The organism is Blautia sp. 210820-DFI.6.14 (genome assembly GCF_020558815.1).
In the GTDB taxonomy this organism is placed as follows: Bacteria; Bacillota; Clostridia; order Lachnospirales; family Lachnospiraceae; genus Blautia_A; species Blautia_A obeum.
The window spans coordinates 62,788-77,177 of sequence record NZ_JAJCKS010000003.1; the positions used below are offsets into that span (position 1 = coordinate 62,788).

A 14,390-nucleotide genomic window follows, 5' to 3' on the forward strand; every position below is an offset into this window, starting at 1 on the left:
CTTTGAAGAGAACGGGAAAAAAGCTGCAGGGAATCATTCCTGCTATTGTAACTCCAATTGATGAAGATGGAAAATTAAATTTGAAATTGCTTGAAAAACAGGCGGGATATTTACTTGACGGAGGTGTTCAGGGACTATTTGCCTGCGGTGGAACAGGTGAGGGAGCTTATCTGAAAACAGAAGAGAAAAGACTGGTATTCCATACATTAAAACAGATGCTGCCGGAAGATAAATTTCTGTGTGCTGCCCTGATTAATTCAAATACCAGAGCTGTGGCTGATGAAATCGCAGCTTTGGGAGATCTGGAAGCGGATTATATAGTGGCAACTGCACCTTATTATCATGCAGCGTCCCAGGCAGATATTCTGGAACATTATATGACAATTGCGAAGAAATCACCTGTTCCGCTGATCGTATACAATATTCCGTCTACAACCCATAATTACATAGAACCTGAAACGATCAATAAGCTGATTGCAGTTAAAAATATTGCAGGAGTAAAAGATTCATCAGGAAATTTTATGAATTATACAAGGGGATTATTTGAGAATCAGAATAAAGAATTTGCATGGATACAGGGAGAAGATTATCTTTGCGGGGCAAACTTTCTTGCAGGGGCAGATGGAGTTGTTTCGGGACTGAGCAATGTAAGAATTGAACCGTATGTGGAAATGTATGAAGCTTTTTTGAATAATGATGCGCGGAAAATAAAAGAATGTCAGGTCAAAATCAATAAGTTATATAAGCTGATTCATTTGTATGGAAATGGCAATGCATCTATTAAGGCTGCAACGGAATTATATGGCAGAGGAAGCCGGTGGATGCAGCAATCCAGTATGAGTCTGGATGATACACAGATGGCAGAAATTAAAAAGATTCTGGATGAATACGAGCGATAGGAGGAGCCTATGAGCAAAAACTTCAACAATGGTGTATGGCCGGTTATGCTGACACCATTCACAGACGACAACAGAGTAGACTATGATTCTCTGGAAAAACTGATCAACTGGTATATTGAGAATGGCGTTGCGGGCCTTTTTGCAGACTGCCAGTCCAGTGAGATGTTCTTCCTATCGCTGGAAGAGCGTGTAGAACTTGCTCGTTTTATTAAAGAAAAAGCAGCAGGAAGAGTACCGGTTGTGGCTTCTGGTCATATTTCAGATATGATTGAAGATCAGGCAGAAGAACTGAATGCAGTAGCCGGGACAGGTGTCGATGCGGTGATTCTTCTTACAAACCGCCTGGCGGCAGAAGAGGAAAGTGATGAAGTATGGCTTGAAAATCTGAAAAAACTGCTTGCACTGCTTCCGGAAGACCTGGCACTGGGATTTTATGAATGCCCGTATCCATATAAGAGAGTAATTTCTCCGGAACTTCTGGAATGGTGCGCAAATACCGGAAGATTTTATTTCATTAAGGACACAAGCTGTGATATCCACAATATGGAAGCAAAACTTGCAAAGATCAAGGGCAGCAACCTCAAACTTTTTAATGCGAACTCATCTACGTTATTAGAAACTTTGAAGCTTGGAGGAAGCGGATTCAGTGGTGTAATGGCAAACTTCCATGCAGATCTTTATGTATGGCTGTGTGAAAACTATGAGAAAGAACCAGAGAAAGCAAGAACGGTTGCTGATTTTCTGACAATAGCTTCTATGATTGAAAGACAGGTTTATCCGGTGAATGCAAAGTTCTATCAGAAGAGCATTGGCAATTTTGCATCGATCCATACTCGTACGAAGCCAGCAGAACTGTTAAATGAAACTGCTCGTCTTGAAGTGGATCAGCTTACCAGACTGACTGATTTTATCAGAAAAGAACTTGATGTATAAAGCAGGAGGAAATGCACATGAAGGTACTGGTAACAGCAACGAATTATTCTAAGTATTGTCAGCCAGGTAAAAAGTTACTGGAAGAGGCTGGCTGTGAGATTATTGAAAATCCGCATGGAAGACCATATACGTTTGAGGAGCTTAAGGAAATTGTAGGAGATATTGACGGCGTAGTCGTTGGAGTTGATACATGGAATGAAGAGGTATTCCGTCTTGCACCGAAATTAAAAGTTCTGGCAAGATTTGGCGTAGGCGTGGATAATATAGATCTGAAAGCGGCAGAAAAAAGAGAAATTGTTGTCTGCAACAGTCCGGGAATCAATTCATCGGCAGTTGCGGAGCAGGCTGCAGCATTGATCCTTTCTTCAATGAGACAGATTCCGCAGATGAACAATGCAGTGAGAGATGGAAAATGGCCTCGCCCGATGTTTCATGAACTTAAGAGCCGTACAATTGGATTTCTGGGATTTGGAGCAATTGCAAGAAATCTTGCAGAACGTCTTGCAGGATTTCATCCGGAAATGATCGCATATGATAAGTATCCGAATCAGGAGATGGCAGATAAGCTTGGAGTAAAGTTGGTTTCACAGGAGGAAGTTCTGAAAAAGGCAGATATTATTTCGATTCACCTTCCGGCAACGGACGAGACAAAACATCTGATCAACCAGGAAACTCTTAATAAGATGAAAGATGGTGTTTATGTAGTAAATACAGCAAGAGGCAGTATCGTTTCTGAAAAAGATATGGCAGAAGCGTTAAGAACAGGAAAAGTAGCTGGATTTGCATCGGATGTATTTGAAACGGAACCGATCGATCTTTCTGGTTCGCTGTTTGGCTTTGAAAACTATATTGCAACCCCTCATGTTTCAGCAGAGACATATGAAAACTGTGAGACGACTTCTGTGGTGACAGCGAAAGCAATCCTAGCAGTTTTTGATGGAAAAGAACCAGAGCATAAACTTGTATGATCGTACAAAATAAAGGCAGAGGATGACCTGTTTACCGGGAAAATCTATTGATGAAAAAATTTATTGATGCTATACTATTACTATTAACAGTAACGCTATATTTGTTATATTGTTATATAGGTTTTGACCAGCTAAATGGTAAAATAAAATCTATGAGGAGGGGTAATGGATGACAATAATGAAATTAAAGTAAAGAGTCTTCAGAAGGCTTTGGAAATTCTGAATCTTTTTACTGTGAAACCTGTTTTGGGAGTGACGGAAGTCAGTGAGTACTTTGGATGGTATAAGAGTACGGTACATAATATTCTGTGTACCCTTAAATCTATGGAGTATCTGGAACAGGATGAAGAAACAGGAAAGTATCGGTTAGGGATTCAGGTTTTCAATCTGAGTAAAGCTCTGGGAGATAATTATTCTATTACTAAAATTGCCGGACCTTACATGCAGGAGTTATCAAATATTACCAGAGAAAGAGTTTATCTGGCGGTTCCATATCGAGAGGAAGTATTGTATTTGGATGCAATGTATCCAGCAGAATCTGTTGAGCTGATGCGTTCGATCCTTGGAGAGAGGGCTCAGATGTATTGCACTGGTATCGGTAAAGCGATGCTGGCGAATATGAATGATCGTTCAATTGACGAATACCTGACTGTACATGAACTGAAAGCATTTACAGAGAACAGCATTACAGATAAAGACGTGTTCAGACAGGAACTTATGCGTACTCGTCAGAGAGGATATGCGATTGATGATATGGAGCATGAATTTGGGATAAAATGTGTTGCAATGCCGATATTTGACCGTAACAGAAATCTGTATGCGGCAATCAGTATCAGCGGGCTTGCAAGTCATTTTACAGAAGAGAAAATGTCTGAATGGGCGATTCTTCTGAAAAAATATGTTACCAAAATTGAGAGCAGATTATAAAAAGAAATAAAAAACTGTCATTGCATATGCAGTGGCAGTTTTTGCGTGAGGTAAGAGCAGGACAGGAGAAAATAAAGACAAGAAAAAAGACAGTCACTGACGGTTGTGACTGTCTTTTTAATTATAAGCTTATAATTAAAAATGTATATTTCCTGAATTAGCCAATGCTGTTGACAGCTTTAGACAGACGGGAAATTTTTCTTGCACAGTTATTTTTGTGATAAACACCTTTAGATGTTGCTTTGCTGATTGTAGAGATAGCCTCTGTAAGAGCAGCCTGTGCAGCAGCTTTATCGTTTTTCTGAACTGCAGTTTCTACTTTTTTGATGGAAGTTTTAACAGCAGAACGGATAGATTTGTTTCTAGCAGCTTTAGTTCTGTTTACTAAAATTCTTTTCTTTGCAGATTTGATGTTAGCCAATTGGTACACCTCCATTTCAGATTTATAATAATGTGTCGTTGTTACAGAAACAGACACGGGCGCTTCTGTAAACATGCTTATATATGATAGTATATTTATTTTTACTTGTCAATAGTAAAATGCGGAAATGTTAAAAAAATATAAACATAATATTACTGTGAGAAAAATCTTCCATACATAATATAGGCTTAAAACAGAGACATTAATGATAAAGTGAAATATTGTAGACAGATAAGAAACAAAATTTTACAGATGATAATCGGATATCAATAATTCAGATGATCAGGAGGAAGAGAGATGGCAGTCAGCAAAAGAATCAGAACAGACCTTGCACTGGAAACAACAGAACGTTTTAAAGAAGAAAACACAGAGATTCGTGGTGTAGAGATTCAGGAGGACTATGATGAAGAAAAGGATGTACGAACGACTGTCGTCAGGATCGTGACAGAAAACGGTGCAAAGGCGATGGGAAGACCGCAGGGAACTTACATTACAATAGAAGCTCCGGATCTGTCTGTACCGGATGAAGATTATCATCGTGAGATATCAGAGGAGATTTCCAAACATCTGAAACAACTCATTGATCTGAAAAAGGAAAAATCCATTCTTGTGGTGGGGCTCGGAAATGCAGGAATCACTGCTGATGCACTGGGACCGCATGTGGTAGAAAATTTAAGGATGACCCGTCATATCATAAGGGAATACGGCCTTCGAGGAATTGATCATGAAAAAATGCACCGTGTCAGTGGAATTGTGCCGGGAGTGATGGCACAGACCGGTATGGAAACTGCAGAGATCATACAGGGAGTGGTTGCGGAAACGAAACCGGATGTAGTAGTTGCAATTGATGCACTTGCGGCCAGAAGTGTCCGCAGACTGAATCGAACGATCCAGATTACAGATACAGGAATTCATCCTGGGTCAGGCGTGGGAAATCACAGAAATGGACTAACGGAGGACAATCTGCAGGTAAAGGTGATTGGAATCGGTGTTCCGACGGTTGTGGATGCGGCAACGATCGTTCATGATTCGATGGCACATCTTCTGGATGCACTGGAAGAAGCGGAGCAGAAAGAATTTTTGGAAGAAATGATTGCTCCGAATCTCTACAGCATGTTTGTGACACCAAAGGATGTGGATGAGACGGTAAAATATCTGAGCTTTACAATATCTGAAGGATTGAATACAGCGTTCGGTGAAATCTGATATAAAAATATGGAAGTTGTTTTTTCATATTTAAATGGATATTTTGTGGGGAATAATCCGGAAAAATTTATCATAGGATACTTTGAAAGGGGTGATCCTGTGACAAAATTCCGGAAAATACTGTATTTGGTAGTGGAAGGCTGTGTGCTTGTGACGCTATCCGTGACAGCGGGCATTCTTGTGATGCACGAAAATGTATTTCGCCAGCTTCCATTGTACTGTTTTCTGGAAGAGAAGGCACAGGAGCGTTCAGCTGGACAGGACCGTGAGACTTATGAAAAGCTGATGGAGAGCAATGCACGTTATCTTGGCAGGATGGTTGTGGATGAAAATAAAGAAGTTGGCAGTAAAGAAACTGATAGAGAGACTGAGGACAAGCAGTCAGAGCGTGAAGAGGATGTTGAGAAGGATGAACGACCGGAAAAGCCAACGATAACTTCAATTGAGGAACCAGAGATTACAGCGACTCCAATAACTCAAAATACAGAAGAGCAGAAAGCAAAAAATGCAGATAAACAGACAGAGCCAGAAGAAAATTTAGCCGAAGAATCTCCCGGGGAAGAGGAAGTTACTACGGCAGCCGCTCAGGTACAGCCGATGCCGGAAATTGACCTTGCACCGGAAAGACTGGCAGATTACGATTATCTGATGAATCATTTTTTTATTCTTGATCCTAATACAGAAACCAGTGCGCAACAGTTGAATGCGGCTGCTCTTCTTGGGGAGGATCTGACGCTCCGTAAGGAAAAAGCGGAGCCACAGATTTTGATCTATCATAGTCATTCGCAGGAGACTTTTGCAGATTCCAGAGAAGGAAAGACAGAAGATACGATCGTGGGGGTGGGGGATTATCTGGCTCAGCTTCTGACAGAAAATTATGGCTATCAGGTTATGCATGTAACGGAAGCATTTGATCTGGCTGGAGGGGAACTTGACCGGAGTAAAGCATATGACTATGCAAGAGCGTGGCTGGAACCTGTTCTGGAAGAGAAGCCATCTATACAGATTCTGATAGACCTGCACCGGGATGGCGTACCGGAAGACCGCCATCTGGTCACCGAAATTAACGGAAAACCGACAGCGCAGATCATGTTTTATAATGGCTTGAGTCATACAATAAACAGCGGTGATCTTTCATACCTTCCAAATCCGTACATACAGGATAATCTGGCATTTTCTTTCCAGCTTGAGTATCAGGCGGCTCTGTACTATCCTGAATTGTACCGTGGCATTTATCTGGCAGGATTACGTTATAATCTGCATCTGCGTCCACGAGCCCTGCTTTTGGAGGCAGGGGCTCAGACAAATACTGTCCAGGAGGTAAAAAATGCAATGGATCCTTTTGCGGATATCCTGAACCGGGTGCTGCAGGGGGAAAATTAAAAAAATAACGCTTGCAATTCAGAACAAATGTTCGTATAATGAAAACACAGATCAGCAATACAGACGTGAACCGCGTCATAACGGTGTGTCAGCAGAAATATCCCTTTACAAGAACTGGACTAAAGGTAAAAAGCTATGCTATAATGCCTCGTAGTATGATTTTCTATACTTTATTATATAAGGAATAGTTTTTTGGAAAATAAAGAGAAGTACATAAGGAGGAATTTCGCAGAATGATAGACCAGAGCAAAATTCGTAATTTCTGCATTATTGCACATATAGACCATGGCAAGTCCACTTTGGCTGACCGTATTATTGAGAAGACGGGTACACTGACAGAACGTGAGATGCAGTCTCAGGTGCTGGATAATATGGAGCTTGAGCGTGAGAGAGGTATCACGATCAAGTCTCAGGCTGTACGAATCGTTTATAAGGCTAATGATGGAGAAGAATATATTTTTAACCTGATCGATACACCAGGACATGTCGATTTTAATTATGAGGTTTCCAGAAGTCTTGCTGCCTGTGATGGGGCGATTCTGGTCGTAGATGCAGCACAGGGTATCGAGGCGCAGACACTGGCGAATGTTTATCTTGCACTGGATCATGATCTGGATGTTCTTCCGGTCATTAACAAGATCGATCTCCCAAGTGCAGATCCGGAGCGCGTTGTCAACGAGATTGAGGATGTGATCGGACTTGAGGCACACGATGCACCGAGAATTTCTGCCAAGACAGGATTGAATGTTGAAGAGGTTCTGGAGCAGATCGTTACGAAGATCCCAGCACCGCATGGCGATGTAAATGCTCCGCTGAAGGCATTGATCTTTGACTCTGTTTATGATGCTTATAAAGGCGTCATTGTTTTCTGTCGTGTTATGGACGGCCGTGTTAAGAAGGGTACACAGATCCGTATGATGGCAACAGGATTTACGACAGAAGTTGTGGAGGTCGGGTATTTTGGAGCCGGACAGTTTATTCCATGTGATGAGCTGACAGCCGGTATGGTTGGATATATTACCGCAAGCATTAAGAATCTTGGTGATACCAGAGTTGGTGATACAGTTACCGATAATGAAAGACCGTGTGCAGAAGCGCTTCCAGGTTACAAGAAAGTACAGCCAATGGTTTACTGTGGACTGTATCCGGCTGATGGCGCCAGATATGGTGATCTTCGAGATGCTCTTGAGAAACTGCAGCTGAACGATGCTTCTCTGTTCTTTGAACCGGAGACATCTATTGCACTTGGCTTTGGTTTCCGTTGTGGATTCCTCGGACTTCTGCATTTGGAAATCATTCAGGAACGCCTGGAAAGAGAATACAATCTTGATCTGGTAACGACAGCACCAGGTGTTGTTTACAAAGTATATAAGACGAATGGAGAAGTAATCGAACTGACAAATCCATCTAATCTCCCGGATCCATCTGAGATTGAATATATGGAAGAGCCAATGGTAAATGCTGAGATTATGGTAACGACTGAATTTATCGGTGCAATCATGGATCTCTGCCAGGAACGCCGTGGTCAGTATAACGGAATGGAATACATGGAGGAAACCAGAGCACTTCTGAAATATAAACTTCCACTGAATGAGATCATTTACGATTTCTTTGATGCATTGAAATCCCGTTCCAGAGGATATGCATCTCTGGATTATGAGCTCTGCGGTTATGAACGCAGTGAACTGGTTAAACTTGATATCCTTGTTAATAAGGAAGAAGTTGATGCACTTTCTTTCATCGTACATGCAGATACTGCTTATGAGCGTGGACGTAAGATGTGTGAGAAGCTGAAAGAAGAAATTCCGAGACAGCTCTTTGAAATCCCGATCCAGGCTGCAATCGGAAGCAAGATCATTGCCCGTGAGACTGTCCGCGCTATGCGAAAGGATGTTCTTGCCAAATGCTATGGTGGTGATATTTCCCGAAAGAAGAAACTTCTTGAGAAACAGAAGGAAGGTAAGAAACGTATGCGCCAGGTCGGAAACGTAGAGATTCCACAGAAGGCATTTATGAGTGTACTGAAACTGGACGATAAATAATTGACGGGAGAGACCGTGAATATGGAATGCATATTGTTGTGAACGGCGGACTTACAGAAGGGAGGCAGGGCCATGAAAAAAGGAACTGCAAAAGCTATGAGATATATTGTTGCGGGGAGTGCATTGACACTCTGTGTGATTATGACGGGATGTGGCTGCGGGCAGAAAAAGACAGATCCTGCTTCGGAACAGGTACTGAAGATCAGTATCACACCGGAACCATCACCAACACCGGCACCGGATACGGTAGATGCGGCAGCAGTTACTTCGAATGGAGATATCAGTATGGTGAATCTGTATCTGGCAGAAAATCCATCAGCGGTGACAAACAGTACAGATACGGGTGCGGGTGATGCGAATACTACAGATGCTTCGAATATGCAGAGCCAGGATCAGGATCAGTCGGAAGATACATCGGGTTCTTCTGATGAGGGTGGAGACAATGAAGAATAAGAATCGTATCCCACTGGAATTATATATTCATATACCGTTCTGTGTGCAGAAATGTCAGTACTGCGATTTCCTCTCCGGTCCATCGGATCAGGAGACAAGAGACAGATATATAAAGGCTCTGCGTGCTGAGATTCAGGCGGTGCAGGGTGTTGAAGCGTATGAGATCGTTTCTGTTTTTATCGGAGGGGGGACTCCTTCCGTACTGAAAGCAGAAGCGATTGCTTCTATTATGGAGACAATTCAAAAGAAATTCTGTTTCTCGCCGGATGCAGAAATAACAATAGAATCAAATCCTGGCACAGTTGATCTTGCGAAACTTAATGCTTACCGAGAAACAGGAATCAACCGTCTGAGTCTGGGACTGCAGTCCACGGATTCGAAAGAGCTGAGGATGCTTGGAAGAATTCATACATATGAAGAATTTCTTCAGAGTTATCAGTGGGCAAGAGAAGCAGGGTTTCAAAATATTAATATAGATCTGATGTTTGCAATCCCCGGACAGTCAGGAGAGGCATGGCGTGCTCACCTTCGTCAGGTCGCGGAGCTGAAACCGGAACATATTTCTGCCTATAGTCTGATCATCGAGGAGGGAACTCCGTTTGCGGAGTGTGAACTGGACCTTCCGGATGAAGATACGGAGTATCAGATGTATGAGGACACAGCGGGGATTCTTGCAGAGTATGGATATCAACAATACGAAATATCCAATTATGCAAAAGACGGATATGCATGTCGGCATAATATCGGTTACTGGAAACGTACAGAATATCTTGGCCTGGGGCTGGGAGCATCTTCTCTTTATGGGGAAAACCGTTTTTCCAATACGAGAGATATGCAGGAATATCTGGGATTTTCCGAAAACACAGAACGAATTCGTAAAGATGTTCTGAAACTTTCACTTAAAGACCAGATAGAAGAATTTATGTATCTGGGGCTTCGTATGACGGAAGGGATTTCAGAGATCGATTTTGAACAGAATTTCGGACAGAAGCTTGAGAATATTTATGGTTCTGTCCTGCAAAAATATAAAGAGACCGGATTCCTGGAGAAGACTGGTGCGAACTGGAGATTTACAAGAAAAGGAATTCATGTGAGCAATCATATCCTGGCAGAGTTTCTGTTGGATGAAGAATAAGTGCGAACATGCAGCGGATAAGAGGAGAAAAGATGTCTGAACGAACAACTGGAAAAAAGTTTATTAAGATTCGAGGAGCAAATGTCAACAATCTCAAGAATCTGAGTGTGGATATTCCGAGAGATGAATTTGTGGTTCTGACGGGAGTCAGCGGATCAGGAAAGTCTTCTCTGGCATTTGATACGATCTATGCAGAGGGGCAGAGACGTTATATGGAATCTCTGTCATCTTATGCAAGGCAGTTTCTGGGCCAGATGGAGAAACCGGATGTAGAGTCGATCGAAGGACTGCCACCGGCAATTTCCATCGATCAGAAATCTACCAACCGCAATCCGCGTTCAACGGTTGGAACAGTTACAGAAATTTATGACTATTTCCGACTTCTTTATGCACGTATTGGTATTCCGCATTGTCCGAAGTGCGGAAAGGAAATCAAAAAGCAGACAGTCGATCAGATGGTTGATCATATTATGGCACTTCCTGAAAGAACAAAGCTGCAGCTTCTGGCACCGGTAGTTCGTGGTCGAAAGGGAACACATGCAAAGCTTCTGGATCAGGCGAAACGCAGCGGTTATGTACGTGTACAGATTGATGGAAATCTGTATGAGCTGTCTGAAGAAATTAAACTGGATAAAAATATCAAACATAATATAGAAATTATCGTAGACCGTCTGGTAGTAAAACCGGGAATCGAGAAACGATTGTCTGATTCCATTGAGACAGTTCTGAATCTTTCGGATGGGTTGCTTATGGTAGATACGATGGATGGTACTGTGAAGACATTCAGTCAGAGCTTTGCCTGCCCGGATTGTCAGATCAGTATTGATGAGATCGAGCCGAGAAGCTTTTCGTTTAATAATCCGTTTGGAGCCTGCCCGGATTGTTTTGGTCTGGGATATAAGATGGAATTTGATATTGATCTGATGATTCCGGATAAATCTCTGAGTATTTCCCAGGGAGCTATTGTGGTCATGGGCTGGCAGTCCTGCACAGATAAGGGCAGTTTTACAAGAGCAATCCTTGATGCACTGGCGAAAGAATACCATTTCAGCCTGGATACTCCGTTCCAGGATTATCCGGATGATGTTAAGAATGTTCTGATCCATGGTACAAATGGACATGCTGTTAAAGTATATTATAAAGGTCAGCGTGGAGAAGGCGTTTATGACGTTGCTTTCCCGGGTCTGATCAAAAATGTGGAACAGCGATACCGCGAAACAGGATCCGATGCGATGAAACAGGAGTATGAGTCGTTTATGCGGATCACACCGTGTAAGACCTGCAAAGGCCAGCGATTAAAAAAAGAATCTCTGGCGGTGACGGTAGGAGATCGCAATATTTATGAAGTGACTTCTCTTTCTATAGAAAATCTGAAGAAATTTATGAGTGAGCTGAAACTTACTGAACAGCAGGAACTGATCGGTAAGCAGATTCTGAAAGAAATCCGTGCAAGAGTTGGTTTTCTGTCTGAGGTAGGTTTGGATTATCTGTCTCTGAGCCGTGCAACAGCGACGCTGTCCGGTGGGGAAGCACAGAGAATCCGTCTGGCAACACAGATTGGTTCCGGACTGGTGGGAGTCGCTTATATTCTGGATGAACCGAGTATCGGACTTCATCAGAGAGATAATGATAAGCTTCTTCGTGCACTGATGCGTCTTCGTGATCTGGGTAACAGTCTGATTGTGGTTGAACATGATGAAGATACCATGCGCGCAGCGGACTGTGTTGTGGATATCGGTCCGGGAGCCGGAGAACATGGTGGAGAACTGGTGGAAATTGGTACGGCAGAGGCGCTGATGAAGAATGAACGTTCAATTACAGGTGCTTACCTGAGCGGACGTTGCAAAATTCCGGTGCCGACAGAACGTAAACAACCGACCGGCTGGCTGAAAATCCGTGGAGCAGCAGAAAACAATCTGAAACAGGTAAATGTAGATGTGCCGCTTGGCATTATGACTGCGGTGACGGGAGTCAGCGGTTCTGGCAAAAGTTCCCTGATCAATGAAGTTCTGTATAAGACGCTTGCGCGAGACCTCAACAGAGCTAGAGTGATTCCGGGAAAACATAAAGAAATTCAGGGACTGGATCAGCTGGATAAGGTAATCAGTATCGATCAGTCACCGATCGGACGTACACCGCGTTCCAATCCTGCAACCTATACAGGTGTGTTTGATCAGATCCGTGATCTGTTTGCATCTACAGCTGATGCCAAAGCACGTGGCTATAAGAAAGGACGTTTCAGTTTTAATGTCAAAGGCGGACGCTGCGAAGCCTGCAGTGGTGATGGTATCATCAAGATTGAGATGCATTTCCTTGCAGATGTTTATGTACCATGTGAAGTCTGCAAAGGCAAACGATATAATCGTGAGACACTGGAAGTAAAATACAAAGACAAGAGTATTTACGATGTTTTGAATATGACGGTGGAAGAGGCTCTTGCTTTCTTCGAGAACATTCCTTCCATTAAGAGAAAGATTCAGACACTCTATGATGTAGGACTTTCTTATATCCGTCTTGGACAGCCATCTACCGAACTTTCGGGTGGAGAAGCGCAGAGAATCAAGCTTGCGACTGAACTCAGCAAACGCAGTACCGGTCGTACCATTTATATTCTGGATGAGCCGACGACAGGACTTCACTTTGCGGATGTTCATAAGCTTGTTGAGATCCTGCAGCGCCTGACAGAGGGCGGCAATACAGTTGTAGTCATCGAGCATAATCTGGACGTGATCAAAACTGCAGATTATATCATAGATATGGGACCGGAAGGCGGTGAACGTGGAGGTACTGTTATTGCAACAGGTACACCGGAAGAAATTGCTGTCTGCCCGGATTCCTATACAGGCCAGTATGTGGCAAAATATTTAAAGTAAACGGCCGGTTATTGTGCGTGTTAATATCCGCAGGTGTTTTGTTATGAATAAGGGACTTTTCAATTGCTGAAAAGTTGTTTATAATAAGCGTGATTATATGTATAACGAAAGAATATCAGATTTTTACAGGAAGCATATGGAAGGGAGATCTTATGCCTGCAAATGATATAGGAATAGATCTGGGAACGACAAACAGTCTGGTATATTCTACGGGCAGAGGCCTTGTTTTGAGCGAACCATCTGTAGTAGTATATGATAAAGATACAGAGAAGATCAAAGCAATTGGTGAAGAAGCCCGGCAGATGGCTGGGCATGTTACTTCCAATATGGAAGTAATCTGTCCGATTCGTCAGGGAATGATCATAGATTTTGTCGTTATGGAAAAAATGTTGAAATATTTTATCGCCAAGGCGATGGGGCGGCGGGCGTTCCGCAAACCACGGATCAGCGTGTGTGTGCCGAGTGGTATCACGGAGATTGAACGTAAGGCAGTGGAAGAAGCAACTTATCAGGCAGGAGCGAGAGAAGTGTTTCTGGTTGAAGAACCAATCGCTGCTGCAATCGGTGCCGGTGTGGATATTACCAAGCCTTTTGGCAATCTGATCGTGGATATTGGTGGCGGCACAACGGATATTGCTGTTATTTCGATTGGCGGTGTTGTTGTGTCATCAACGATCAAGGTTGCGGGAGATGCGTTTGACCAGGCAATCATGAGTTATATACGAAAGACGCACAGTTTGTTTATCGGATCGGATACTGCAGAAGCAATCAAAATAAAAATCGGCACAGCTATCGAAGAAGCGAATCCACAGGTGATGGAAGTAAAAGGACGAAATGTACTTACAGGACTTCCGAAAAAAGTAAAACTGACTTCCGAAGAAATCCGTGAGGCACTGAAAGATGCGACAGGACAGATTGTAGAAGCAGTCCATGGAGTGCTGGAAAAGACACCGCCGGAACTGGCCGCTGATATTGTGGACAGAGGAATTGTCCTGGCGGGCGGAGGAGCACTGCTTCGGGGAATGGATGCACTGATCGAGCAGAGGACAGGGGTAAATACTCTGACTGTTCAGAATGCGATGCATGTGGTAGCTGTTGGAACCGGCAAATATGCAGAGATAATGAGCCGTATGGAATCTTAATAACTGCA

Annotated in this window: 12 protein-coding genes; 11 read left to right on the forward strand and 1 reads right to left on the reverse strand. The window is 43.0% G+C overall.

Annotated features, from left to right (window positions below):
* Positions 1–2: 2 nt before the first annotated feature.
* From LI112_RS04220 to LI112_RS04235, 4 genes are all read left to right on the forward strand, one after another.
* Positions 3–899, forward strand: coding sequence for a dihydrodipicolinate synthase family protein (locus LI112_RS04220; protein ID WP_161283388.1), 897 nt, complete (start codon positions 3–5; stop codon positions 897–899).
* 9 nt (positions 900–908) lie between these two features.
* Positions 909–1,832: a dihydrodipicolinate synthase family protein gene (locus LI112_RS04225; protein ID WP_117592031.1), complete on the forward strand. Its 924-nt coding sequence runs from the start codon at positions 909–911 to the stop codon at positions 1,830–1,832.
* Positions 1,833–1,849: 17 nt separating this feature from the next.
* Complete coding sequence (locus LI112_RS04230) at positions 1,850–2,800, forward strand: phosphoglycerate dehydrogenase (RefSeq protein ID WP_022388433.1); 951 nt, start codon at positions 1,850–1,852, stop codon at positions 2,798–2,800.
* Between the two features lie 165 nt (positions 2,801–2,965).
* Positions 2,966–3,727: an IclR family transcriptional regulator gene (locus tag LI112_RS04235; RefSeq protein ID WP_227190284.1), complete on the forward strand. Its 762-nt coding sequence runs from the start codon at positions 2,966–2,968 to the stop codon at positions 3,725–3,727.
* 157 nt (positions 3,728–3,884) lie between these two features.
* Here LI112_RS04235 and rpsT read toward each other — a convergent pair whose 3' ends face one another.
* A complete protein-coding gene (rpsT, locus tag LI112_RS04240) occupies positions 3,885–4,163 on the reverse strand; it encodes a 30S ribosomal protein S20 (RefSeq protein WP_070100264.1) in 279 nt (92 codons plus the stop codon).
* A 282-nt stretch (positions 4,164–4,445) separates the two neighbouring features.
* Here rpsT and gpr point away from each other — a divergent pair, with 282 nt between their 5' ends.
* From gpr to LI112_RS04275, 7 genes are all read left to right on the forward strand, one after another.
* Positions 4,446–5,354 (forward strand): GPR endopeptidase, encoded by a 909-nt coding sequence (gpr, locus tag LI112_RS04245; RefSeq protein WP_118197893.1) that lies wholly within the window; start codon positions 4,446–4,448, stop codon positions 5,352–5,354.
* A 99-nt stretch (positions 5,355–5,453) separates the two neighbouring features.
* Complete coding sequence (locus tag LI112_RS04250) at positions 5,454–6,737, forward strand: stage II sporulation protein P (protein ID WP_227190285.1); 1,284 nt, start codon at positions 5,454–5,456, stop codon at positions 6,735–6,737.
* Positions 6,738–6,970: 233 nt separating this feature from the next.
* Entirely contained in the window at positions 6,971–8,779 is a 1,809-nt protein-coding gene (gene lepA, locus LI112_RS04255; protein ID WP_005422675.1) for a translation elongation factor 4, read from the forward strand.
* Positions 8,780–8,851: 72 nt separating this feature from the next.
* Positions 8,852–9,232 carry a hypothetical protein gene (locus LI112_RS04260; RefSeq protein ID WP_173899726.1) on the forward strand — a complete coding sequence of 127 codons (381 nt, stop codon included), beginning with the start codon at positions 8,852–8,854 and terminating at the stop codon, positions 9,230–9,232.
* On the forward strand, positions 9,222–10,367 hold the full coding sequence (gene hemW / locus LI112_RS04265) for a radical SAM family heme chaperone HemW (RefSeq protein WP_173899725.1): 1,146 nt from the start codon (positions 9,222–9,224) through the stop codon (positions 10,365–10,367). The genes LI112_RS04260 and hemW overlap by 11 nt, the downstream gene beginning before the upstream one ends.
* 32 nt (positions 10,368–10,399) lie before the next feature.
* Complete coding sequence (gene uvrA, locus LI112_RS04270; protein WP_227190286.1) at positions 10,400–13,240, forward strand: excinuclease ABC subunit UvrA; 2,841 nt, start codon at positions 10,400–10,402, stop codon at positions 13,238–13,240.
* 152 nt (positions 13,241–13,392) lie between these two features.
* A complete protein-coding gene (locus LI112_RS04275; protein ID WP_005422681.1) occupies positions 13,393–14,382 on the forward strand; it encodes a rod shape-determining protein in 990 nt (329 codons plus the stop codon).
* Positions 14,383–14,390 lie beyond the last annotated feature (8 nt).

What these genes read in the sequence shown, in the direction of transcription:
- LI112_RS04225 (WP_117592031.1), top strand. Translation starts at nt 909, where the DNA reads ATGAGCAAAAACTTCAACAATGGTGTATGGCCGGTTATGCTGACACCA.
- lepA (WP_005422675.1), top strand. Translation starts at nt 6,971, where the DNA reads ATGATAGACCAGAGCAAAATTCGTAATTTCTGCATTATTGCACATATA.
- hemW (WP_173899725.1), top strand. Translation starts at nt 9,222, where the DNA reads ATGAAGAATAAGAATCGTATCCCACTGGAATTATATATTCATATACCG.
- rpsT (WP_070100264.1), bottom strand. Translation starts at nt 4,163, where the DNA reads ATGGAGGTGTACCAATTGGCTAACATCAAATCTGCAAAGAAAAGAATT.
- LI112_RS04235 (WP_227190284.1), top strand. Translation starts at nt 2,966, where the DNA reads ATGGATGACAATAATGAAATTAAAGTAAAGAGTCTTCAGAAGGCTTTG.
- uvrA (WP_227190286.1), top strand. Translation starts at nt 10,400, where the DNA reads ATGTCTGAACGAACAACTGGAAAAAAGTTTATTAAGATTCGAGGAGCA.
- gpr (WP_118197893.1), top strand. Translation starts at nt 4,446, where the DNA reads ATGGCAGTCAGCAAAAGAATCAGAACAGACCTTGCACTGGAAACAACA.
- LI112_RS04230 (WP_022388433.1), top strand. Translation starts at nt 1,850, where the DNA reads ATGAAGGTACTGGTAACAGCAACGAATTATTCTAAGTATTGTCAGCCA.
- LI112_RS04275 (WP_005422681.1), top strand. Translation starts at nt 13,393, where the DNA reads ATGCCTGCAAATGATATAGGAATAGATCTGGGAACGACAAACAGTCTG.
- LI112_RS04260 (WP_173899726.1), top strand. Translation starts at nt 8,852, where the DNA reads ATGAAAAAAGGAACTGCAAAAGCTATGAGATATATTGTTGCGGGGAGT.